This window comes from Mitsuaria sp. GD03876 (assembly GCF_029840635.1).
Lineage (GTDB): Bacteria > Pseudomonadota > Gammaproteobacteria > Burkholderiales > Burkholderiaceae_C > Roseateles.
Genome location: NZ_JAOCCU010000004.1, coordinates 155,698 through 174,984, shown reverse-complemented (window position 1 = coordinate 174,984; position 19,287 = coordinate 155,698). Strand labels below are relative to the sequence as shown.

Annotated in this window: 19 protein-coding genes; 9 read left to right on the top strand and 10 right to left on the bottom strand. The window is 70.0% G+C overall.

Annotation, left to right across the window (positions count from 1 at the left end; all coding sequences use genetic code 11):
- Window positions 1–31 precede the first annotated feature (31 nt).
- The 7 genes from N5D62_RS04420 (at window position 32) to N5D62_RS04390 (ending at window position 6,757) form a co-directional block, all read left to right on the top strand.
- Window positions 32–1,102 carry an ABC transporter ATP-binding protein gene (locus tag N5D62_RS04420; RefSeq protein WP_279756360.1) on the top strand — a complete coding sequence of 357 codons (1,071 nt, stop codon included), beginning with the start codon at window positions 32–34 and terminating at the stop codon, window positions 1,100–1,102.
- The gene (locus N5D62_RS04415; protein WP_279756359.1) at window positions 1,102–2,253 is read left to right on the top strand and encodes an ABC transporter ATP-binding protein; all 1,152 of its coding nucleotides are present in this window, start codon (window positions 1,102–1,104) and stop codon (window positions 2,251–2,253) included. Before N5D62_RS04420 ends, N5D62_RS04415 begins: the two co-directional genes overlap by 1 nt.
- Window positions 2,250–3,134, top strand: coding sequence for a sugar ABC transporter permease (locus tag N5D62_RS04410; RefSeq protein ID WP_279756358.1), 885 nt, complete (start codon window positions 2,250–2,252; stop codon window positions 3,132–3,134). The genes N5D62_RS04415 and N5D62_RS04410 overlap by 4 nt, the downstream gene beginning before the upstream one ends.
- Window positions 3,127–3,939, top strand: coding sequence for a carbohydrate ABC transporter permease (locus N5D62_RS04405; protein ID WP_279756356.1), 813 nt, complete (start codon window positions 3,127–3,129; stop codon window positions 3,937–3,939). The genes N5D62_RS04410 and N5D62_RS04405 overlap by 8 nt, the downstream gene beginning before the upstream one ends.
- A 12-nt stretch (window positions 3,940–3,951) precedes the next feature.
- Window positions 3,952–4,260, top strand: a complete 309-nt coding sequence (locus N5D62_RS04400) for a DUF2160 domain-containing protein (RefSeq protein WP_279756355.1) — start codon at window positions 3,952–3,954, stop codon at window positions 4,258–4,260.
- A gap of 136 nt (window positions 4,261–4,396) precedes the next feature.
- Window positions 4,397–6,091 (top strand): ABC transporter substrate-binding protein, encoded by a 1,695-nt coding sequence (locus N5D62_RS04395; RefSeq protein WP_279756401.1) that lies wholly within the window; start codon window positions 4,397–4,399, stop codon window positions 6,089–6,091.
- Window positions 6,092–6,283: 192 nt separating this feature from the next.
- Window positions 6,284–6,757: a TerB family tellurite resistance protein gene (locus N5D62_RS04390; protein ID WP_279756353.1), complete on the top strand. Its 474-nt coding sequence runs from the start codon at window positions 6,284–6,286 to the stop codon at window positions 6,755–6,757.
- Between the two features lie 129 nt (window positions 6,758–6,886).
- On the opposite strand, the gene N5D62_RS04385 is transcribed toward N5D62_RS04390, so the two are convergent.
- The 4 genes from N5D62_RS04385 to N5D62_RS04370 all read right to left on the bottom strand — a co-directional run bounded on the left by N5D62_RS04385 (window position 6,887) and on the right by N5D62_RS04370 (window position 10,316).
- Complete coding sequence (locus N5D62_RS04385; protein ID WP_279756352.1) at window positions 6,887–8,860, bottom strand: RDD family protein; 1,974 nt, start codon at window positions 8,858–8,860, stop codon at window positions 6,887–6,889.
- Between the two features lie 93 nt (window positions 8,861–8,953).
- Window positions 8,954–9,466, bottom strand: a complete 513-nt coding sequence (locus N5D62_RS04380) for a putative toxin-antitoxin system toxin component, PIN family (RefSeq protein ID WP_279756351.1) — start codon at window positions 9,464–9,466, stop codon at window positions 8,954–8,956.
- Entirely contained in the window at window positions 9,426–9,656 is a 231-nt protein-coding gene (locus N5D62_RS04375; RefSeq protein WP_279756350.1) for a hypothetical protein, read from the bottom strand. Before N5D62_RS04375 ends, N5D62_RS04380 begins: the two co-directional genes overlap by 41 nt.
- A 135-nt stretch (window positions 9,657–9,791) precedes the next feature.
- Window positions 9,792–10,316 (bottom strand): hypothetical protein, encoded by a 525-nt coding sequence (locus N5D62_RS04370; protein ID WP_279756349.1) that lies wholly within the window; start codon window positions 10,314–10,316, stop codon window positions 9,792–9,794.
- A 115-nt stretch (window positions 10,317–10,431) separates the two neighbouring features.
- Between N5D62_RS04370 and N5D62_RS04365 the strand changes: the two genes are divergently transcribed.
- Window positions 10,432–11,028 (top strand): hypothetical protein, encoded by a 597-nt coding sequence (locus N5D62_RS04365; RefSeq protein WP_279756348.1) that lies wholly within the window; start codon window positions 10,432–10,434, stop codon window positions 11,026–11,028.
- Between the two features lie 4 nt (window positions 11,029–11,032).
- Here N5D62_RS04365 and N5D62_RS04360 read toward each other — a convergent pair whose 3' ends face one another.
- Genes N5D62_RS04360 through N5D62_RS04350 form a run of 3 tightly spaced genes read right to left on the bottom strand, consistent with a single transcriptional unit; the run spans window position 11,033 to window position 14,768 of the window.
- Window positions 11,033–11,419: a hypothetical protein gene (locus tag N5D62_RS04360; RefSeq protein WP_279756347.1), complete on the bottom strand. Its 387-nt coding sequence runs from the start codon at window positions 11,417–11,419 to the stop codon at window positions 11,033–11,035.
- Window positions 11,420–11,446: 27 nt separating this feature from the next.
- On the bottom strand, window positions 11,447–14,161 hold the full coding sequence (locus N5D62_RS04355; protein WP_279756346.1) for a serine/threonine-protein kinase: 2,715 nt from the start codon (window positions 14,159–14,161) through the stop codon (window positions 11,447–11,449).
- A gap of 52 nt (window positions 14,162–14,213) precedes the next feature.
- Entirely contained in the window at window positions 14,214–14,768 is a 555-nt protein-coding gene (locus N5D62_RS04350; RefSeq protein WP_279756345.1) for an ECF-type sigma factor, read from the bottom strand.
- A gap of 317 nt (window positions 14,769–15,085) precedes the next feature.
- Between N5D62_RS04350 and N5D62_RS04345 the strand changes: the two genes are divergently transcribed.
- Window positions 15,086–15,685, top strand: a complete 600-nt coding sequence (locus N5D62_RS04345) for a diguanylate cyclase (RefSeq protein ID WP_279756344.1) — start codon at window positions 15,086–15,088, stop codon at window positions 15,683–15,685.
- Window positions 15,686–15,718: 33 nt separating this feature from the next.
- On the opposite strand, the gene N5D62_RS04340 is transcribed toward N5D62_RS04345, so the two are convergent.
- From N5D62_RS04340 to N5D62_RS04330, 3 genes are read right to left on the bottom strand one after another with little or no spacing between them, the layout of a single operon-like run.
- Window positions 15,719–16,180 (bottom strand): GNAT family N-acetyltransferase, encoded by a 462-nt coding sequence (locus N5D62_RS04340; RefSeq protein WP_279756343.1) that lies wholly within the window; start codon window positions 16,178–16,180, stop codon window positions 15,719–15,721.
- Window positions 16,181–16,215: 35 nt separating this feature from the next.
- Window positions 16,216–17,538, bottom strand: a complete 1,323-nt coding sequence (locus N5D62_RS04335) for a HipA domain-containing protein (protein ID WP_279756342.1) — start codon at window positions 17,536–17,538, stop codon at window positions 16,216–16,218.
- Between the two features lie 39 nt (window positions 17,539–17,577).
- Window positions 17,578–19,275 (bottom strand): phytase, encoded by a 1,698-nt coding sequence (locus N5D62_RS04330; protein WP_279756341.1) that lies wholly within the window; start codon window positions 19,273–19,275, stop codon window positions 17,578–17,580.
- Between the last annotated feature and the right edge of the window lie 12 nt (window positions 19,276–19,287).

Genomic DNA, 19,287 nt, shown 5'->3' with positions numbered 1-19,287 from the left:
TGCGAAGAGAGACGACGATGGAACCGAGCTCATGGAGCTGAGCCTGCGCGGCGTGAGCCACAAGGTCGGCGCGCAGCAGCACCTGTACCCGATGGACCTGCGCCTGGCGCCCAACGCGGTCACCGTGCTGCTGGGCGCGACGCAGGCCGGCAAGACGACGCTGATGCGGCTGATGGCGGGCCTGGACAAGCCCAGCGACGGCCAGGTGCTGGTCGACGGCACCGACGTCACCGGCTGGCCGGTGCGCAAGCGCGACGTCGCGATGGTCTACCAGCAGTTCATCAACTACCCGTCGATGAGCGTGCGCGACAACATCGCGTCACCGCTGAAGCTCCGGGGCAAGCTCGACCGCGACGCGATCCGCCGCCGCGTCGACGCGCTCGCCGCCAAGCTGCACATCGAGATGCACCTCGACAAGCTGCCGGCGCAGCTGTCCGGCGGCCAGCAGCAGCGCGTGGCGCTGGCGCGGGCGCTGGCCAAGCAGGCGCCGCTGATGCTGCTGGACGAGCCGCTGGTGAACCTCGACTACAAGCTGCGCGAGGAGCTCCGCGAGGAACTCGGCCAGCTGTTCGCCGCCGGCGAATCGACGGTGGTCTACGCGACCACCGAGCCGGCCGAGGCGCTCCAGCTCGGCGGCTTCACCGCGGTGATGGACGCCGGCGAGCTGCTGCAGTACGGCCCCACCGCCGAGGTCTTCCACCGACCCGCGTCGCTGCGCGTCGCGCGCGCCTTCAGCGATCCGCCGATGAACCTGGTGATCGCGCAGGGCCTGGGCGACCGGCTGCAGTTGCGGCCCGGCCTGGAACTGGCGCTGCCGGGGCAGGGCGGCGTGACCGTCGGCGTGCGGGCGAGCGCGCTGCGCGTCGTGGCGCGGCCCGGCGACCTCGCGCTCAAGGGCGAGGTCGAGCTGGCCGAGATCTCCGGCTCCGACACCTTCGTCCACGCGCGCACCGAGATCGGCGAGCTGGTCGCGCAGCTGACCGGCGTGCACGACTTCCAGCTCGGCGCGCCGCTGACGCTGTACCTCAACGCGGCCCATGTCCACGTCTTCGACGCGGCCGGGCTGCTGACGCGCTCGCCCGAGCGCCGGGGAGGCCGCTGATGGCCCGCATCGACCTCGACCTGGCCCACGCCTACCGGGCCGACCCGAAAGACGACGGCGACTACGCGCTGCTGCCGTTGAAGATGAGCTTCGAGGACGGCGGCGCCTACGCGTTGCTCGGTCCGTCGGGCTGCGGCAAGACGACGATGCTCAACATCGTCTCGGGGCTGCTGAAGCCGTCGCACGGCACGGTGCGCTTCGACGGCCGCGACGTGACGGCGCTGACGCCGCAGCAGCGCAACATCGCGCAGGTGTTCCAGTTCCCCGTCATCTACGACACGATGACCGTGGCCGAGAACCTCGCCTTCCCGCTGCGCAACCGCGGCGTGCCGGCCGACCGGATCAAGGCGCGCGTCGGCAAGATCGCCGAGATGCTGGAGCTCAACGGCCAGTTGAACCAGCGCGCCTCGGGCCTGTCGGCGGACGCCAAGCAGAAGATCTCGCTGGGCCGCGGCCTGGTGCGGGAGGACGTGTCGGCGGTGCTCTTCGACGAGCCGCTGACCGTCATCGATCCGCATCTGAAGTGGCAGCTGCGGCGCAAGCTCAAGCAGATCCACAACGAGCTCAAGCTCACCCTGATCTACGTCACCCACGACCAGGTCGAGGCCCTGACCTTCGCCGACCGCATCGTCGTCATGACGCGCGGCCGCGCGGTCCAGGTGGGCACCGCGGGCGAGCTGTTCGAGCGCCCGAGCCACCGCTTCGTCGGCCACTTCATCGGCTCGCCCGGCATGAACTTCCTGCCGGCGGCGCTGGAGGACGGCGGCGGACTGAGCGTCGCGGGCCAGCCGGTCGCGGGCACGGTCGACGCGACCACCGGCGCGGCGCTGTCGCGCGGGGAGCCGTTCATGCTGGGCATCCGGCCCGAGTACGTGGACGTCGACGACGTGAGCGATGGCGTGCCGGCATTGCCGGGCACGGTCACCGGCGTCGTCGGCCAGGTGCAGGACATCGGCACCTACTGGCTGCTCACCGCCCAGGTCGGACCGCACACGCTCAAGGCGCGGTTGTCGCCGCACATGTCGCCGCCGGCCGCCGGCGCGACGGTCGCGTTGCGCGTGCTGGGCGCCCACACCTGCTTCTACGGCGCCGACGAGCGGCTCATCGCCGGCGCGGCCCCGGCCGCCGCCGCGCTGGAGGATCTCGCATGAAACCGATCAACCAGAAAGCCTGGTTCCTCGTCCTGCCCGTGTTCCTGTGCGTGGCCTTCTCGGCCATCCTGCCGCTGATGACGGTGGTGAACTACTCGGTCCAGGACATCATCTCGCCCGAGCGGCGCGTGTTCGTCGGCACCGAGTGGTTCGCCGCGGTCATGCGCGACGAGGAGCTGCACGGCGCGCTGCTGCGCCAGCTGGGCTTCTCGCTGGCGGTGCTGCTGGTGGAGATCCCGCTGGGCATCTGCCTGGCGCTGTCGATGCCCGCGCAGGGCTGGCGCGCGTCGGCGGTGCTGGTGATCGTGGCGCTGTCGCTGCTGATCCCGTGGAACGTCGTCGGCACGATCTGGCAGATCTACGGCCGCGCCGACATCGGGCTGCTGGGCGCGACGCTGCAGGCGCTGGGCGTGGACTACAACTACACCGGCGACGCCACCGACGCCTGGGTCACGGTGCTGGTGATGGACGTCTGGCACTGGACGCCGCTGGTGGCGCTGCTGTGCTTCGCCGGGCTGCGCTCGATCCCCGATGCCTACTACCAGGCCGCGCGCATCGACGGCGCCAGCAAGTTCGCGGTGTTCCGCTACATCCAGCTGCCCAAGATGCGGGGCGTGCTGATGATCGCGGTGCTGCTGCGCTTCATGGACAGCTTCATGATCTACACCGAGCCGTTCGTGCTGACCGGCGGCGGTCCCGGCAACGCGACGACCTTCCTCAGCCAGTACCTGACGCAGAAGGCGGTCGGGCAGTTCGACCTCGGCCCGGCCGCGGCGTTCTCGCTGATCTACTTCCTGATCATCCTGCTGCTGTGCTTCATCCTCTACAACTGGATGCAGGCGCTCGGCACCCAAGACAAGACGGAGGCCGCCCATGGATGAGCGCCGTTTCAGAAAGCGGTCGATCTTCCTGATCGCGTACCTGCTCTTCGCGCTGCTGCCCATCTACTGGATGGTCAACATGAGCTTCCGCAGCAACGAGGAGATCCTGTCCAGCTTCAGCCTGTGGCCGCAGCACTTCACGCTGGCCAGCTACAAGACGATCTTCACCGACCCGTCCTGGTACGGCGGCTACATCAACAGCCTGATCTACGTCGCGATCAACACGGTGATCTCGATCGGCGTGGCGCTGCCGGCGGCGTACGCGTTCAGCCGCTATTCGTTCCTGGGCGACAAGCACGTCTTCTTCTGGCTGCTGACCAACCGGATGACGCCGCCCGCGGTGTTCCTGCTGCCGTTCTTCCAGCTCTACACGACGCTGGGGCTGATGGACACGCACCTGGCGGTGGCGCTGGCGCACCTGCTGTTCAACGTGCCGCTGGCGGTGTGGATCCTGGAAGGCTTCATGAGCGGCATCCCGCGCGAGATCGACGAGACCGCCTACATCGACGGCTACAGCTTCCCGCGCTTCTTCCTGACGGTGTTCCTGCCGCTGATCAAGGCCGGCGTGGGCGTGGCGGCGTTCTTCTGCTTCATGTTCAGCTGGGTGGAGCTGCTGCTGGCGCGCACGCTGACCAGCGTGAACGCCAAGCCGATCGTCGCGACGATGACGCGCACGGTCAGCGCCTCCGGCATGGACTGGGCGACGCTGGCGGCCGCCGGCACGCTGACCATCGTGCCGGGCGCCATCGTCATCTGGTTTGTCCGCCACTACATCGCGAAGGGTTTCGCGATGGGCCGCGTGTAAGGGAGCGCCGCGATGTTCGATTGGATGGTGTGGACGACGCCGGTCGCGGTCTTCTTCAGCTGCGTGGTGCTGATGCTGATCGGGATGACGGTGTGGGAGATCAAGTCGCCGACGACGCTGCGCAAGGGCTGGCTGCCGATGCGCACCACGCGCGGCGACCGGCTGTTCATCGGGTTGCTGACCGCCGCGTACATCAACCTGGCCTTCGTCGGGCTGGGCGCGAAGATGGCCGAGTGGTTCCACCTGGAGGCCGAGCCCAGCGTCTGGATCAGCTTCGTCGCCTCGATGGCGGTGCTGGCGCTGATCCTGCGCAAGGGCTGACGGCCGCGTGCTTCAAGGAATTCGGCTTCCCGTTCCCCCGGAGCCGCGATTCGTCCTCATGCAGGGGGAGATTCGACAGACAGAGGAGACAAGCGTGAACAAGAGCAAGTATTCCGCGCTGGCGATCGCGGCGCTGATGGCGTTGGGCGCGACGTCCGCGTGGGCCGGCGAGGCCGAGGCCAAGAAGTGGGTGGACAGCGAGTTCCAGCCCTCGACGCTGCCCAAGGACAAGCAGCTGGCCGAGATGAAGTGGTTCATCGAGGCGGCCAGGAAGCTGCAGGCCAAGGGCGTGAAGGAGATCTCGGTCGTCTCCGAGACCATCACCACGCACGAGTACGAGAGCAAGGTGCTGGCCAAGGCCTTCGCCGAGATCACCGGCATCACGGTCAAGCACGACATCATCCAGGAGGGCGATGTCGTGGAGAAGCTGCAGACCTCGATGCAGTCGGGCAAGTCGATCTACGACGGCTGGATCAGCGATTCGGACCTGATCGGCACGCACTTCCGCTACGGGAAGATCATGAACCTCACCGACTACATGGCCGGTGCGGGCAAGGAGTACACCAACCCCGGGCTGGACCTGAAGGACTTCATCGGCACCAGCTTCACGACGGCGCCGGACGGCAAGCTGTACCAGCTGCCCGACCAGCAGTTCGCCAACCTGTACTGGTTCCGCGCCGACCTGTTCGCGCGCAAGGACCTGCAGGACAAGTTCAAGGCCAAGTACGGCTACGACCTGGGCGTGCCGCTGAACTGGAGCGCCTACGAGGACATCGCCGAGTTCTTCTCCAACGACGTGAAGACGATCGACGGCAAGCCGATCTACGGCCACATGGACTACGGCAAGAAGGACCCGTCGCTGGGCTGGCGCTTCACCGACGCGTGGCTGTCGATGGCGGGCGCGGCGGACAAGGGCATTCCCAACGGCATGCCGGTGGACGAGTGGGGCATCCGCGTGGCCGACGACAAGTGCACGCCGGTGGGCGCGTCGGTGGCGCGCGGCGGCGCGACCAACTCGCCGGCGGCGGTCTACGCGCTGACCAAGTACGTCGACTGGATGAAGAAGTACGCGCCCAAGGAAGCGACCGGCATGACCTTCGGGGAAGCCGGGCCGGTGCCGGCGCAAGGGCAGATCGCGCAGCAGATCTTCTGGTACACGGCCTTCACCGCGGACATGACCAAGCCGGGCCTGCCGGTGGTCAACGCCGACGGCACGCCGAAGTGGCGCATGGCGCCGGGGCCCAACGGCCCGTACTGGAAGGCCGGCATGCAGAACGGCTACCAGGACGTGGGCAGCTGGACCTTCTTCAGCGGGCATGACGCCAACCGGACCGCGGCGGCCTGGCTGTACGCGCAGTTCGTGACGGCCAAGACGGTCAGCCTGAAGAAGAGCATCCAGGGCCTGACCTTCATCCGCGACAGCGACATCCGCAGCGACTACTTCACCAAGAACGCGACGAAGTACGGCGGCCTGATCGAGTTCTACCGCTCGCCCGCGCGGGTGGCGTGGACGCCGACGGGCACCAACGTGCCGGACTATCCGAAGCTGGCGCAGCTGTGGTGGAAGAACGTGGCGCAGGCGGTGACCGGCGAGAAGACGCCGCAATCCGCGATGGACACGCTGGCCGACGAGATGGACGCGGTGATGGCGCGGCTGGAGCGCGCGGGCATGGCCAAGTGCGCGCCCAAGCTCAACAAGAAGGAAGACCCGAAGAAGTGGCTCTCCGACAAGGGCGCGCCGTGGGCCAAGCTGGCCAACGAGAAGCCCAAGGGCGAGACCATCGCGTACGACAAGCTGCTGAATGCTTGGAAGGAAGGGAAGGTGCGGTAAGCGCCTGGCCCCTCGCAGCCCCCTCTCCCGGCTCCCTCTCCCGCACCGCGGGAGAGGAGACCCTCACCCCAACCCTCTCCCGCGGTGCGGGAGCGGGCGTGCCGGGAGGTCGGGTGGTTTGCCGAAAGGTTTTGGTTCGGTCGGCTTAAGGCGCCCGTAAGGCCCGGCCGGCGGGAAGTGCCACCATGGGGCATGTTCAAGTCGCTGATCGACCTTTTCGACACGCTGGCGCCGGATGACGCGTTCCGTTCGCGGGGCGGCGCGCCGTCGCTGCCGCTGGCCGCGGCGGTCCTGCTGGTCGAGGTGATGCGCGCCGACGCGGACCACGCCGGCCCCGAGCGCGCCGCCGTCCGGCGCGCGCTGACCGAGCTGTTCGCCATGGCCGACGACGAGGCCGACGCGCTCACCGCGCAGGCCGAGCGCACCGCCCGCACCGCATCCGACCTGTTCGCCTTCACCTCGCCGATCGATGAGCGCTGGGACATGCCCGGGAAGCTGCGCCTGGTCGAGCTGATGTGGGGCGTGGCCTACGCGGACGGCAAGCTGGGCGACATCGAGCGCCACACGATGTGGCGCATCGCCGACCTGCTGCACATCCCGCAGGGCGCCTACGTGCACACCCGCTTGCGGGCGAAGGCGGCCGCCGGGCTCGGCGACGAGGACTGACCTCGCGCCGGGCGATGTCGGCGGCATCGACGAAGCGGCGTTCCGATCCGCCCCAAGGAAAAGGCCCTCGTGACGAGGGCCTTGTCGTTTCCGGTCCCGATGAAGGACCGTGCGATGCTGGGTTCGCGCTCAGCGCGGGTTCTGGAACACGATCCGCTCGGCCAGCTCGCGCGGCGCGACCGGCGTGCGCTGGATCTGGTCGAGCACCTGGCCCGCGCGCTCGCAGGTGATCGGCGCGGCGCCGGCGGTCCCGCCGGTCCAGAGCTTGGAGAACGCGCCCGCGGCGGTCGATCCGACCGAGCGGCTCAGCACCTCGAGCTCCAGTGCCGTCGGCGTCGTCGCGCGGTTGCGCAGCGGCGGGGGATCGTCGGCGGCCTCGATCAGCCAGCGGGCCTCCCAGGCCATCGCGTCCTCCGACAGCAGCCGGCGCGGCACCGGCGAACCCGACAGCCACGACTGGCAGGTCTCGCGGCCCAGCCCCTGCGCGGCGGCCAGCTGCACGCGCAGCACCTGCAGGTAGCTGCGCCGCAGCGACGGCGAGCCCGTCAGCAGCAGCTCGCGCACGCGCGGCGCCAGCACGTCCTGCGCGGCGATCTGCGCGCCGTCGACCGCGTGCTCCGACTCCGCCAGCGCCACGTGGGCGGTGCGCATGCGGCTCGCGGCCTCGTCGATCAGGCCGGGGAAGCGCTGCTCGAGCTTGAACCACGCGTCGCTGGCGCGCAGCGCGTTGACGTAGTCGGTCAGCGGCGCGTGGTGGCCGGGCTTGTCGCCCTCGGGCAGCGCGACGTCCAGCGTCTTGGGCGGCGGCAGGATCAGCGAGTGCCGCACCAGGTCGTCGGCGGCCGGGTACCACATGCGGCGCGACGGCGTGTCGAGCGTCTTGCGGATGAAGTCCTCGGGCAGCTCCATGCGGCGGTAGGTGCGGGCGAGTTCCTGATTGGCGATCTCGTCGAAGGCCGGGTTGAACGAGCCGCTGCTGGCGCGATGGAAGCCCAGTTGCGCGCCCGGCATCATCTGGCGCCGGTTGCCGGCCAGGAACACCAGCGTGCAGGCGCTTTCGCAGTTGCCGACGGCGCGGGTGCCCAGGGTGCGCTGGCGGATCAGCGCGACCATGCGCTCGGCCTCGGTGAGGCGGCCGCCGGGGGAGGCGACCTCGAGCAGCTTCACCGCCGGCGCCGTGGCGAGCAGCGCGCCGAGCCGGCTGGCGTCGCCCGCGCCGATCGGGCCGCTGAGCTGCATCGTGCGGCCGTCGGCGCTGACGCTCAGGCGCACGTTGCCGATCGGATCGATGCCGCGGGCGAGTTTCCAGAGGTCGGGGAATTCGGCGAAGACGCCGATGGCCAGCGAGAACGCGATCTGCAGCAGCGACAGGCCCAGCGCGAGGCGGGCCAGGCCGGCCATCAGGTAGGAGCCGCCGTCGTCGACGTAGGGGCGGATCGCGCGCCAGGCGCCGACGGCGCTCCAGACCTCGATGACGATCAGCAGCGGCCAGACGATCAGCAGCGCGATGGCGACGCCCTGCAGGCCGTCGCTCTTGGTGGAGAGCCAGGCGACCAGGCCCTGGACGCCGGCGGCGACGGGCCAGGTCAGCAGGACGTGGTTGATCCAGAAGCTCTGGGCCAGGCCCTGCTCGCCGCGCCAGTGGCTGGCGATGTAGCCGATCAGCAGGCCTTCGCCGTTGGCGGGGGCCTCGCGGCTGCGCAGCACGGCGGTGCGGGACAGGCGGTCATGCCAGGTGCGGCCTTCGGCGTCGACGCGGGCCCACAGGAAGCCGGCGAACAGCGGGATCGTGGAGACCAGGTAGCCGAGCCAGCGCAGGGCGGCCTGCGGCGGGGAGGGGCGCTTGCCGCTGCGGGCGTCGACGACCTTGAGCCCGGCGACGAGCTTGCCGGGCGTGGCGCCCTGCCAGCTCCAGAACACGACGCAGACGATCAGCGGCAGCAGCCAGTGGATCGCGATCGTGGCGGGGCGCAGGTCGTTCCATTTGGCGACCGGATCGCCGTAGACGGCCCACATCAGCAGCGTGCTCGCGGCGACCATCAGCACGCCGTCGATGGCCATGGCCAGGGCGCGGGGCGCCAGGCCGACGGATTGATTCGACATCCTCTTCTCTCCCTCTCGGGGCGCGAGTGTAAAGAGTGGGTGAAGCGCGGCGCTTGTCAGTCCCGTGGCAGCGTGCGGGCTGTATTGAATCCGTCACAGCCGGGGCGGTGGGGTTCCCCCTTTGGGAGGAGGCCGGTGGCGTGTCCTGCGGCGGAGTGGGGGGCCGCCCAGCATGGAGATCGCCGCGGCTGCGGTGACGATCGGCACGCACCTGAAGCGCCCGAGTCGCAAGAGGTCCGCGTCGCCGCTGACGAGCAAATGAGCGCGGCATGCGAAAGCGGTCGCCAACACCACGTCGTCGGGCGGGTCGTGCAACACGGTTGGCGGAATGGGGGTCGGAAGGACCAACGTCGACATTCGTTCGTACTCCGCCAAGATGTCGTCTGCAGTTCGGCCGATCTCTGCGAACTTCTTGGAGAACTTCCGCTTGGAGATGACCCTGCGAAGCTCTGCGAGCAACAGCACGCTGCTGACGAGCGTCACGGCGATGGAGCCGGTCGTCGCCAGCTTGACCAACTGGGTGACGGGGCCGGAGTAGATCAACGCCGAGACGACGGTGTTGGTATCAAGTACGAGCCGAACGGCGTTGCTCTGCTCGGACTGCATTGATTTCCGCCTGGATTTCTTGCGTGGACATCGGCTCGAACGCCGCGTTCATTTCTGGCAGGGAAGCAAGGAACGCTTCGGTCTGGAGTTGCCGGCACAGCATTGCGGCGATGCGCCCCGGGGCGAGCAAGCCAGCCAAGGTCGCTTCTCGTGCCAAGCCGTCGGGCAACTGGATTTCAATGGAAGTCATGCGATCGATTCCTTTCGATGCGCGACGCGGTGGGTCGCGATCGGGAATCCTCGCCAGGACGGGCGATCGGTTCAATGACTCGTTTGAGATCGTGACCGACTCGAACCTGTGTCGATGTCGGGACCGCGCGACAGCTCAGTCATCCCAGAAAAACCGCCGGTCCGGATAGACCACGCTCTGCGAGGTGCGGAGCACCACGCCGTCCTTGAAGTGCACGTTGAAGCGCAGCAGGTAGCCGTTCATCTCCGGCTCGATGTTCCAGTCCCAGACGTCCTCGCCGCTGAGCTTGAAGAACACCCGCGTGCGCTCCCGGCCCAGCACGCGCAGCACCTGCTCCGGCGTCATGCCCGGCACGATGCGGTTGCGGCTGGCCGGCGACAGGCCGTCGACCGTCTGGACGAAGCGGTCCTGCGCGTCCAGCCGCACCATGTAGCAGGTGCGTCCGAACGGCTGCGTCGCATACTCCAGCGTGTGGCCGCCATCGGCCTCGGGCCAGACGCGCGTCGGCGGGCCGTAGTACTGCTGGATCTCGGCGCCGGTCGTCGCGCCAGGCCGCAGGCGCTCGTCGCGCGCCGGCGTCGCGCAGCCGCCCAGCGTCACGCTCGCCACCACGGCGACGGTGGCCGTGCACAGGGTCTCCAGGGTCGTCCACTCGCGCATCGCGCTCTCCACGAAGTCGGACCGGCCATTGTGCGGCGAGCGTCGCGGCGCACAATCCGCCCCCATGTCGAATCCGCACTGCCGTCAGGCATTCCCTTCGCGCGCGCTCGCAGTCGTGCTGCTCGTCCTCGCCGGCACGGCGATCGCGCCGCGCGCGATGGCGCAATCGACGATGCAGATGGATCCGACCGCCGCGATGCCCTCGTCCGCCCCGGCCCCGAAGGCGGGCCAGCCCTGCGTGCTGCTGTTCGGCCAGGGGCGGAACTTCGATCCCGCGGAGCCGGCCGCCAACCGCCGCTGGGACGAGGCCAACGGCGCCTTCAACCTCGCGGCGCGCGAGCCGCTGGTGGCCGCGGGCCTGCCGGTGGTGAACCTGATGCTGCCGGTGGCGGCGACCGACGTGCCGAGGAACCTCCAGGGCGTGCTCGCCGAGGTGCAGCGTCGCGGCTGCGCGAAGGTGCTGGAGACGGCGATCTTCGCGGACGACCAACAGGGCCTGCTGATCGCGCGGCTGCGCGTCTATCCGGTGCTGGGGCTGCTGGGACCGCAGGCGGCGGGCAGCCAGGTGCGGATCGGCGCGGTGGCCTACACGCAGCAGAAGGAATACGCGCTCGACGCGCGCGTGATGGAGCGGGTGAACCCGTCCCGGTTGGGACGGGTCATGGCGCAGGAGGCTCTCCCGAGCCTCGCGCCCGGCGCCGACAGGCGCTGAGCGCTCAGCAGGTCGGCGGCTGGTCGTTGATGACCTGCGGGTCGCTGCTGGGGTACAGGTTCTGCACCGTGCCGGGCGTGGAGAACAGCAGCACGACGCCCTTGGTGATGGGGTTGGCCGGCATCGAGAAGCTGACCGAGTTCTCGTCGTTGGCCGGCGCGAAGTTGCTGGCGTTCATGCCGGGCGCCGAGCCGATCGTCTTGAACGTCGCGCCGATCAGCAGCAGGTCCGGATCGTCGACCTGGGTGAAGACGCACTCGCCGGCATTCTGCGGGATGCGCAGCTCGGGGCCGATGATCGGGCCGGTCATGTCGGCGTTCTGCCAGTAGGTGCAGTCGGCGAAGTTCCCGTCTTCGCTGACGGAGCCGTTCACGTAGATGGTGTAAGCCATGGGGTCTCTCCTTGAGCAGTTTCGTTGTCAGGGAGTCGACTCGTGTGATTGACGCGCGGCCGCCCAATCGGCTGCGCGCCGGACCTCATCGCGATTTCCGCTCCCCAGGCAGGATTGGGCCTCAACCCAGGCCTGCGTGATCTGGAGATGAACGCCAATTGCGGAGGGCATCTTCATGGTGATGTCATTGATCTCCCGGCAGGCATCGGTCGGAAGCGGCAGGCCATGCTGCCGCGCCGTCACGATCATCCGGCGCCGGGTGTCCCCATAGACCGAGGCGAAGCGCAGGTCCGCGCCCCGCGCGGACACCAGTTGCGCCTGGTCCTCCGCCATCTTGCGCAGCGTCTGCGCGGCCAGCGCCGGATGACCGGCGGCGGCCTGCGTGCGCGCGGCCACCCAGGCCCAACGCGCCCAGACCTCCGAGAGCCGCGACTTGACGCCCGCCGACTGGCTGCGGGCGAGCTCCTCGATCTTGGTCCGCAGCGCGGCGACCTGCTCGACGCGGCCTTCCGGGCTCAGCCGGGGCCATTCGAAGTCGAGCGCGCCGGCCTCGCTCAGCAGCAGGTTGACCCACCACTGGACGTTGGAAGCGTCCTGCCCATGCAGCTTGCGCAGCATGTCGACCGAGGTCCGCGCCTCCGTCACCGCCTCCGGCAGCCGGCCGATGCGCGCCAGCGCCTCGGAGCGCCAGCGCCGCATGATCGCCTCGCGGTAGGACCATGCGCCTTCGTTCGGCGCGCCGACCCGCACCGCCGAGATCACCGTCGCGCCCTCCGAGAACATCGCCTCCGCGGCCCGGGCGTCGCCCTGCCACAGCGTCACGCTGCCCAGCCAGCTCAGGCTGTCCGCGAGGTCCATCCGCGCCGCGTTGTCGGACCGGTCGCCCAGGGCCAGGCCCTCGCGCTTGAGCTCGATGGAGCGCCGGAAGTATTCGGCCGCGCCACGCAGGTCGGCGCCGTCGAGCCGGGCCGTGCCCAGGCTGTTGTAGGCGTAGGAGAGCTCGATCAGCGCCTCGCGGTTCTTGGGCTGGGCATCGACCCAGGCCTGCTCGGCATCGCGGTAGGCGAGCCAGGCCTCGGTCGCCTTGTCGAGCTCGCGCGAGTAGTAATGGGCGTGGCCGACCCAGAAGGCGGCGGCGCCCTGCGCCTTGCGCCATTCGCCGACGAGCTCGCCCGACGGCGGAGCCCCCTCCAGCAGCTTGCGCGCCGCCTCCAGCGGCTCCAGCGCCTCCTTCAGGTTGCGCTTGGACACCCGCACCTCGCCGATCACCGTCAGCGCCTTGGCGCGCTGCAGCCGTTCCATCGGCGTCGCGTCCTGGTCCTGCGCCAGGTAGGTCAGCGCCTTGCTGCCCACGCTGTCCAGCAGCTCCAGCCGCCCGACCGGCCGCAGCTTGTCGGCGAACTCGCCGAGCATGTAGCTCAGCAGGTCGTCCGCCTGTTGCCGGCGTTCCTGCGCCTGGTGTTCCGCCCGTTCCGCGCGCCGCGCCTGCAGCACGCTCACTCCGGTCAGCCCGACCAGCACCATCACCGCCGCGCTGCTCGCCGCCACGCTCCAGCGATGCCGCCGCACGAAGCGTCCCAGCACGTACAGCCGCGTGTCCGGCCGCGCCGTGATCGGCTCGTGCGCCAGCCAGTGCCGCAGGTCGACGGCCATCGACTCGGCGTTGGCATACCGCTCCGACGGCTTCTTCTTCAGCGCCTTGCCGACGATCGTGTCCAGGTCGCCGCGCAGCAGCTTGGCCTGGCGCGCGATCACCGGGTCCAGCTGGTCCCGCGCCACGTCCGACAGCCGCTTGGGCACCAGGTCCACCACGGCGCGCAGCCGGTCGAGGTGGGTCTGCGTGTCGTCCGCCGTCGGATGCCGGCCGCCGAGCATCTGATACAGCAGCACGCCCAGCGCGTACACGTCGGTGGCCGTCGTGACGTCGGCCTGCTGCACCTGCTCCGGCGCCGCGTACTGCGGCGTGAAGGCGCTGCCGGCGCGTTGCGTCAACTCGGTCGCCGCGCCGGACTGGGTCGCGTCGTCGAGCAGCTTGGCGATGCCGAAGTCCAGCAGCTTCACCTGGCCGTCGTGCGTGACCAGGATGTTGCTCGGCTTCAGGTCGCGGTGCAGGATCAGCCGCTGGTGCGCGTGCGCCACCGCCGACAGCACGTCCAGGAAGAGCTTGATCCGCGACTCGACGTCCAGCCCGTTGACCTGGCAGTAGCGGTCGATCGGCAGCCCGTCGACGTACTCCAGCACCAGGTAGGGCTGGTGGCCGTGGTGCACGCCCGCGTCCAGCAGCCGCGCGATGTGCGGGTCGGACAGCCGGGCCAGGATCTGGCCCTCGCGCTCGAAGCGGCCGCTGTCGCCCTTGCCGAACAGCCCCGACTTCAGGAACTTGACCGCCACCTGGCCCTCGAAGCGGCCGTCGGCGCGGCGCGCCAGCCAGACCGCGCCCATGCCGCCCTGGCCGAGCTCGCGCTCCAGCACGTAGGGGCCGAGCGTCTCGCCGGCCAGGTCCAGCGCCGCCACCGGCGACGGCGTCGGACCCTGCAGCGCCTCGGCCGCGGGCTGTTCCAGGAAGCGATCCTCGTTGAGCACCGCGTCGCGCGCCAGCAGCGCCTCGAGGTGCTCGGCCATGGCCGCGTCGCCGGCGCGGATCTGCGCGAGGCGGCGGCCGCGATCGGGCTCCTCCAGGTCCAGCAGTTCGTCGAGCAGCGGACTCAGCGCGATCCAGCGCTGTTTGTCGAGTGCGTCCATCGGTGGGCGTCTTGTGGCGGTGGAGACGGACCCCGCGGCACCGACCCGGGGGTCAGTCCTTGAGGCTCATCGAAAGCAGGATTCTCGCCTTCTGCCAGTCCCGTTGCACCGTGCGCTCGGTGACGCCGAGGGCTTCCGCGATTTCCTGCTCGAGCAGGCCGCCGAAGTAGCGCATCTCGACCACCTGCGCCAGGCGCGGATCGATGGTGGCGAGCTCCTCCAGCGCCTCGTGCACGCGCAGGATGTGCTCGTCGGACTGAGGCGTGCCCTCGACCACGGCGGTGTTGAGCGTCAGGTCGCGCTGGTCGCCGCCGCGGCGCTCGGCCTGGCGCGCGCGCACCAGGTCGATGACCACATGGCGCATCGTGCGCGCGGCGTAGGCCAGGAAGTGGCGCCGGTCCGGGAAGTTCTGGCCCTGGGCGCCGGCCAGCCGCAGCCAGGCCTCGTGCACCAGCGCGGTGGTGTCCAGCAGCGTCAGGTCCCCGGCCTGCCGGATCCGCTGCCGGGCCAGGCGCTGAAGGTCGCCGTACAGCTGCGCCACCACCTGGTCGGCGGCGGCCCGGTCGCCTTGACCGGCTTCTTGCAGCAGCTGGGTGATGTCCTTCATGGAGCGGAACTCTAGCGGCGTGTTGTGACCTTGTTCTCCCAGCCCGGGCGAGCGATGACACAAACCAGTGGGTGCGGACATCAATCCAAGGGTTTCCACTTAGAAGATTTTTGCGATCGGCATGTCGGGAGGCCGGCCGGTTATCCGTTTTAGATAGATGAGGACACGGCTTGGTCAGTGTGGCAAGGGAGGCCGGCATGGATCGGGCTGCTAGCAGCGGGTCGTGTCCTCACCCCCAATTCCTGCATCCGCACCCCGCGCAGGCGCCGAGACCGGCGCGCGGGCGTGCCCCGTCCATCCGCCTGGAGCCGTTGCGCATGAGCCCGTCGCCCGCCACCGTCGCGTCCGCCGCCGCCGTGGAGGAAGGGACCTCGCAACGCGCCAAGCCCCCGCGTCCGACGCCGGCGCTGTGGGTGCCGCGGGTGGATTCGCTGGCCGAGTTCGGCCTCATGATTTCGCGCCAGCTGACGCAATGCCGCCGCTACGGCGGACGGCTGTCGGTGCTGTGGCTGGAGGCCGAGCCCGCGACCGGTCCGACGACCGTGCTGGCGGCGCCCGGCGCGGCCGATGCCGTGGCCGCCGATGCGGCCGCCGCCGCGCAGGCCGCGGTGATCGAGGCCCGGATGGAGCTGACGAAGGCGGTGGGCCGCCGGCTGCGCAGCCGGGTGCGCGGGACCGACATGGTCCTGCAGGTGGGCGAGTCCAGCTTCGCGGTGCTGCTGCTGGATGCCGGCCTGAGCGAGGCGCGGCTGGTCCAGCAGCGGCTGTCGGCGGGGCTCAACGGCCCGTACGGCGTGGACGCCGCGACGATGCACGTGCGGCTGCAGATGGGCTCGGCGTCCTTCCCGGAAGGCGGCGTGCGCGGGGCCGACCTGGCCGAGAGCGCGCGCCAGGACCTGCGCCGGCGGGTGGTCTGAGGACCGTGCCGGCGCGACGCCGGCGCCGCGCGGTCAGAAGTCCTGGCCGTAGATGATGAATCCCTTGTGTTCCGAGACCCGGTCGTACAGCGCGCGGCCGGGCGCGTTGGTCGTGTGCGTCTGCCAGTAGAGGCGGTGGCCGCCGCGGGCCTTCACCGCGTCGGTGACGGCGGCGATCAGCGCGCGCCCGACGCCGCGGCCGCGGACGTCCTCCGAGGTGAACAGGTCCTGCAGGTAGCAGGTGTCCTCGATGCGGGTCGTGCTGCGGTGGAACAGGTAGTGGGTCAGCCCGACGAGGCGCCCGTCGAGCTCGGCGACGAAGGCGTGGACCGGTTCGCGCTCGTCGAAGAAACGCGCCCAGGTCGAGGCCGTGACGGCCTCGGGCAGGGCGGTCTCCCCGGCGCGGCCGTAGAAGGCGTTGTAGCCGTCCCAGAGCGGCCGCCAGGCGGCGAGGTCGGACGGGGCGATCGGACGGACGAGAACGGGACTGCTCAAGGTGGGCTCGTGGAGGGGCTGGGGGATCGGCGCGTTCACCGCAGCGCTGACAAGGCGGTGCCGTCGTCGAGCCGTGCCAGCACCGTGTCCCGCACGGCCCGCGGGGCGTCCGCGAGTATCCCGGGCCACAGCGCCCGTGCCTGAAGTACCGTGTCGCGTGCACGTCGCATCAGCTTGGCGCGCAGCGTCGACGGCAGCGCGGCCTGTCGAAGCATCGTTTCCAGCGCCTGTTCATCGATGGCGCGGATCGCCGCGTCGGCCGCGCGGTTGTGGCTGAGGTAGCGAGGATCGTCCGCCTTGAAGAGCGCGGCGACGCAGACCGGGTCATAGACCGGCGCGAGTCGGGGACGCCGCCCGTCCGGATAGACGAAACCCCAGTTCTTCAGATGCGCGTCGCAGTTGCCCATGAGGATGAACGCCACGAAACGGGCGATGAAGTCCTCGAGGTCGCGCACGCGGCGGTCTGAAAAGGCCTGGAGCATGCCCAGCATGGCGGCGTAGTCGCGCAGGTCCTTCGAGTACTTCCGCATCGGCGGCCGGTTGAGCGCCTGGCACAGCTCCTCGAAGTGCACGCGTCGCGACGCGGTCGAGCCGTCGTCGCGCGTGATCCCGGCGCGGTCGAATCGCTTGACGCTGAGGACGCGGTCGAACGGAATCCGCTCGGCCACGTCGACATCGGCGCTTCGGACGATGGCCGCCTCCGCGCAGTCGATGCCGAGCGCGGCGCACAGGCGATAGCCGGTGAACTCGTTCTCGACAAGGTCCGGATGCGTGGCCGTCGGCAACTTCAGGATGTATGAACCCGCCTGCCCGCGATGCTTGACCGTGTAGCGCCGGCCATCCCGGATCGCGGAGAACTTGATCACGACGCCGGGAAGCAGTGCGGCGTCGTCGATTGGCGGGACTACTGGATCGATCGATCCTCCGGCGTCCGAGTCGACGAGGGCTGCCATCACGCATGTTGGCAATGCGCTTCCTGGGTCGACGGGAGTGATTTCAAGGGCTCCGATCAGGTCACGGCCGCCTGCGGCGAGCAGTTCGAACTCATCGTCCTCCGTGCATTCGCGCACTCGCGAGAGGCGGACGCGATTCGAGCCCTCGGGCAGCAGATTCCTAAAGTAGGCGGGCCAATGGCGATCGGCACGGGCAAGCCAGTGGGAGGCCGCCATGGGTAGCACGTTGTCTGCCGGCTCCGCGTCGAAGGGGTACGACAACGACAACGTGGGTCTGATGGGATCGGCGACGTAGTCGTCGTCGAAGATCACCCGCAATTGGTCCTCGCACCGGGTCAGGTGCGCAACAGGTCGGAGGCCGCCTTCCGGCAAATGAAGGTGAGCTTGAAGAATCTGCGATGGCATATGGACCCCGACATCCGTGCCTGGATGCCGGGATCTCGATCATCGAGCCGATTGACCCCCGATCACTCGTACCACCTCCCCCCACGGCACCAGCTTGAAGTTCTGCCGTCCCATCGGCCAGCGCTTGTGGCCGTCCTGGACCACCAGCAGGCCTTCGCCGTACTCCCCGCCGAGCGACGCGGAGGTCACGTCCAGCCCGTCCGTCTCCGACGCCGCGTCGATGCCGCGCGCCGGGTTCAGGCCGACGCGGAAGCGCCCCTTCACCGCGTGCGGCGCGTCCGCGTCCAGCACCACGTAGCTGTCGTTGCCCTGCGAGGACACCACCAGCCACGCGCCCTTCGGCCCGCGGTGCACCGCCATGCCCTCGACGTCGGCATGCAGCACCTCGCCCACCGGCAGGATCAGCGACAGGTCACCCAGCCGGCCGTCGGCATCCAACGCCACGCGCCACAGGCCGCGTTTCTCCTCGCCGACGAAGAACTGCCGGCCGGCCTCGTCGGCCACGCAGCCCTCGGGCTGGCTCGCCAGCTTCAGCGAGGCCACCGTGTCCGCCGACCACGCGCCGCCGCGGCGCGTCAGGCGCATCTGCAGCAGCCGGCCGTCCTTGTCGTTGACGAACACGTCCAGTCCGCCCGCCGGATTGCGCGCGCTGCAGACGCCGTAGACGTCCTCCAGCCCCGTCGGCAACTCCGCCAGCGTCGAGACACGGCCCGCGCCGTCGATGCCGAACAGCACCACGCTGTGCCGGTCGCGCTGCGTCGCCACCGCCAGGTCCCAGTCGCGGCCGTCGTAGCGCACGCGCTGGCGCAGGTCGACGTTGTTGATGCGGCCCACCGGCAGGAACTGCGTCTCGCGGCCCTGCAGGTCGTAGACCGCCAGGCCGCGCTTCTTGTCGGTGCCCAGGATCCGGCTCCTGGCCGGCTGCGTCGGATGCACCCAGATCGCCGGATCGTCCGCCGCGTCGCCGCCGCCGCGCACCGGCTCGGTCTGCGCCGACGGCATCGCCACCGGGATCGCCGGCTGCGGCCGCGGCGCGCGCGCCTCCAGCCACAGCGCCATGTCCTGCGGCGCCAGGCCCGGCGCGACCAGGGTCCGGCCGGCCCTCTCGGCATCGGCCTCGAAGGCCCACAGGCCCACTTCGGCCTCCGCGACGAACAGCGTCGCCTCGTCGTCGCGCACCGTGCAGCCCTTGGCATCCGGCACCGTCGCCAGTTGCCGCAGCACCTGCCCGGCGGCGGGGCCCGGCTGGACCGCCCCCGCCGCCTGGCCAGTCGCCAGCGCGCGCCTCGAGCCGGTCGGCTGGCCCGTGGCTCGACCCGTCGCCGCTCCCGGCGCCGCCGGCGGGTCGACCAGCAACCACTGCTCGGCCAGGCCATCGCTGCCCAGCAGGAAGGCCTGCAGCGTCTGTTGGCGCGGCTCCAGGTACAGGCAGACGGCCTCCACGTCGAAGGCCGGTCCGGCCCAGCGCGCGCGTTCGTGCAACTGGGCGCCGCGGACTTCGATCAGCCGCAGCGCGCCGGTGTCGGCGTCCTGCAGCAGCGCCACCGTCGTGCCGTCGGCGAGCTGGCGCCGGTCCCAGCGCTTGGCGCGGACGCCGAATTCATCCAGCGCCTGCCCCTTCGCGTCGAGCAGCTTCAGCCCGCCCTTGCCGAGCTCGAGCACCGGCGCGGCCTGCGCGCCGAAGGCCGCCGCCAGCGCCAGGGCCGCCGCCATCGTCTTGTGTTTCATCATCGACATCACGCGCGTCCT

Excerpts from the sequence above, each read along its gene's own strand:
- N5D62_RS04420 (WP_279756360.1), top strand. The coding sequence starts at position 32 with ATGGAGCTGAGCCTGCGCGGCGTGAGCCACAAGGTCGGCGCGCAGCAG.
- N5D62_RS04415 (WP_279756359.1), top strand. The coding sequence starts at position 1,102 with ATGGCCCGCATCGACCTCGACCTGGCCCACGCCTACCGGGCCGACCCG.
- N5D62_RS04410 (WP_279756358.1), top strand. The coding sequence starts at position 2,250 with ATGAAACCGATCAACCAGAAAGCCTGGTTCCTCGTCCTGCCCGTGTTC.
- N5D62_RS04405 (WP_279756356.1), top strand. The coding sequence starts at position 3,127 with ATGGATGAGCGCCGTTTCAGAAAGCGGTCGATCTTCCTGATCGCGTAC.
- N5D62_RS04400 (WP_279756355.1), top strand. The coding sequence starts at position 3,952 with ATGTTCGATTGGATGGTGTGGACGACGCCGGTCGCGGTCTTCTTCAGC.
- N5D62_RS04395 (WP_279756401.1), top strand. The coding sequence starts at position 4,397 with ATGGCGTTGGGCGCGACGTCCGCGTGGGCCGGCGAGGCCGAGGCCAAG.
- N5D62_RS04390 (WP_279756353.1), top strand. The coding sequence starts at position 6,284 with ATGTTCAAGTCGCTGATCGACCTTTTCGACACGCTGGCGCCGGATGAC.
- N5D62_RS04385 (WP_279756352.1), bottom strand. The coding sequence starts at position 8,860 with ATGTCGAATCAATCCGTCGGCCTGGCGCCCCGCGCCCTGGCCATGGCC.
- N5D62_RS04380 (WP_279756351.1), bottom strand. The coding sequence starts at position 9,466 with ATGCAGTCCGAGCAGAGCAACGCCGTTCGGCTCGTACTTGATACCAAC.
- N5D62_RS04375 (WP_279756350.1), bottom strand. The coding sequence starts at position 9,656 with ATGACTTCCATTGAAATCCAGTTGCCCGACGGCTTGGCACGAGAAGCG.
- N5D62_RS04370 (WP_279756349.1), bottom strand. The coding sequence starts at position 10,316 with ATGCGCGAGTGGACGACCCTGGAGACCCTGTGCACGGCCACCGTCGCC.
- N5D62_RS04360 (WP_279756347.1), bottom strand. The coding sequence starts at position 11,419 with ATGGCTTACACCATCTACGTGAACGGCTCCGTCAGCGAAGACGGGAAC.
- N5D62_RS04355 (WP_279756346.1), bottom strand. The coding sequence starts at position 14,161 with ATGGACGCACTCGACAAACAGCGCTGGATCGCGCTGAGTCCGCTGCTC.
- N5D62_RS04350 (WP_279756345.1), bottom strand. The coding sequence starts at position 14,768 with ATGAAGGACATCACCCAGCTGCTGCAAGAAGCCGGTCAAGGCGACCGG.
- N5D62_RS04345 (WP_279756344.1), top strand. The coding sequence starts at position 15,086 with ATGAGCCCGTCGCCCGCCACCGTCGCGTCCGCCGCCGCCGTGGAGGAA.
- N5D62_RS04335 (WP_279756342.1), bottom strand. The coding sequence starts at position 17,538 with ATGCCATCGCAGATTCTTCAAGCTCACCTTCATTTGCCGGAAGGCGGC.
- N5D62_RS04330 (WP_279756341.1), bottom strand. The coding sequence starts at position 19,275 with ATGTCGATGATGAAACACAAGACGATGGCGGCGGCCCTGGCGCTGGCG.